This window comes from Shimia sp. R10_1, assembly GCF_017744095.1.
Lineage (GTDB): Bacteria > Pseudomonadota > Alphaproteobacteria > Rhodobacterales > Rhodobacteraceae > Shimia.
The window spans coordinates 1-1,866 of sequence record NZ_JAGHQX010000031.1 but is presented as its reverse complement, the minus strand read 5'-3'; the positions used below and the strand labels follow the sequence as shown (position 1 = coordinate 1,866).

2 protein-coding genes are annotated in these 1,866 nt (G+C 55.4%); both read right to left on the bottom strand.

Features of this window, described 5'->3' with window-relative positions; genetic code table 11:
- A partial coding sequence (locus J7413_RS20380) for an ATP-binding cassette domain-containing protein (protein ID WP_209101853.1) occupies positions 1–119 on the bottom strand: 119 nt, incomplete at its 3' end.
- A gap of 61 nt (positions 120–180) precedes the next feature.
- Entirely contained in the window at positions 181–1,734 is a 1,554-nt protein-coding gene (locus tag J7413_RS20375) for an altronate dehydratase family protein (RefSeq protein ID WP_209101850.1), read from the bottom strand.
- Positions 1,735–1,866: the final 132 nt, after the last annotated feature.

Here is a 1,866-nt window from a genome sequence, read left to right as displayed (position 1 = left end):
AACGTACTCTTGCCAGCACCGTTCTCCCCCATCAAGGCGTGAACCTCGCCCGGCAAAAGATCAAACCGCACCCGCTTCAGCGCATGCACACCTGGGAAAAACTTATCAATCCCAGACATCTCAACCAATAAAGACATCAACCCTCCCAAAATCGTGCCCTCCCAAGCAGTCAGCGCCGCGTTACATCACCGCGCCAATTTGCCAGGGGACAAACTCGACCCCACCAAAGCCAAGTGCCTCACTCTTCGTCCGTTCACCCGAAGCGATACGGATTAAAATCTCAAACAGCTCTTCACCCTTGGCCTCAATGCTGATGCCATCGGTCACGATGTCTCCGCAGTTAAGGTCCATGTCATCTGACATGCGGGCGTACATTTCCGAATTGGTGGACAGCTTGATACAGGGTGTCGGCTGATATCCAGACACAGAGCCGCGCCCCGTCGTAAACACGATCAAGTTGGCACCAGAAGCCACTTGCCCCGTCACTGAGCACGGGTCAAAACCGGGGCTATCCATAAAGACAAAGCCGTGTTTGTCGATGATCTCGCCAAATTGATAAACATCTCGCAACGGGGCCGTTCCGCCCTTTGCCACAGCCCCCAATGACTTTTCGAGTATTGTCGTCAGACCACCGCGCTTGTTGCCTGGGCTCGGATTGTTATCCATCTCGCCGCCGTTGCGCTCGGTGTAGTCCTCCCACCAGCGCACACGCTCAATAAGCTTTTCGCCGACTTCAACACTTTCCGCACGCCGGGTCAGAAGATGCTCGGCACCGTATATCTCAGATGTTTCAGACAGAATGGTCGTGCCACCATGACGCACCAGCAGATCGGAGGCATAGCCTAGCGCTGGGTTTGCAGTGATACCGGAATATCCATCTGAGCCGCCACATTGCATACCCACAGTGATCTCGCTGATGGGCGCTGGCGCACGCGCGGCCTTGTTGGCCATCTCGGCGATCCCGCGCAGCTGCTCCAGCCCGCGTTCGACTGTCTTGCGCGTGCCACCTTCGTTCTGGATCGTCATGTAGCGCAATGCGCCATCTGCTCGAATGGGTTGACCGCCCACCAAATCGGCGACCTGCATCACCTCGCAGCCAAGCCCAATCAACAGAATGCCGCCAAAGTTCGGATGCTGCGCATAGCCCGCCAGAGTGCGGAACAACGTCGCATATCCCTCATTGTCGCTCGACATGCCGCAGCCTGTGCCATGCACAATCGGGACGACACCGTCCACATTCGGAAATTCTTCAAGCAGCCCAGATTTCTCCGCCGCTTCAGCAATAAAACGCGCAACCGAGCCGGAACAGTTCACAGTTGTCAGAATGCCGATATAGTTACGCGTGCCCACCTTGCCGTTGCTGCGATGATAGCCCTGAAATGTCCGGGCACCGGAAATGCTCTGCAATGCGCATGAGGTGCTGGCGTGGGCATAGTCCTGCTGATGTGCACCCATTCCAAGATTGTGCACATGCACATGCTCACCCGGCGCAATGTCTGCTCTGGCCTGACCAATAATCTGTCCGTAGCGGATCACGTTTTCGCCCTGCGCAATTGGGACAGTCGCTATTTTGTGCCCCTGAGGCACCACATCCACCAAAGGAACACCCAAGGCATCGAGCCGCTCACGCGCCGCAATGTCACGCAGCGCAATAACAACATTGTCAGATGGGCTGAGTCGCAGCACATCGCCGCGAGAGCCTTTTGTTTCTTCGTTTTTCTGCGTTGCTTGCATCACATTCTCGCTTGCTTTGCTTGTTTTGATATTTTGGGGGGCGGCACTTGTCAACTAACATGTTAGCATGGTATTTGTTTTTGCATGACCCAAGCACACGATATTGATGTCACTTTGCTGCGTGAGACGGCC

Bases quoted from the DNA above. Each gene is read 5' to 3' on its own strand.
- J7413_RS20375 (WP_209101850.1), bottom strand. From the start codon at position 1,734: ATGCAAGCAACGCAGAAAAACGAAGAAACAAAAGGCTCTCGCGGCGAT.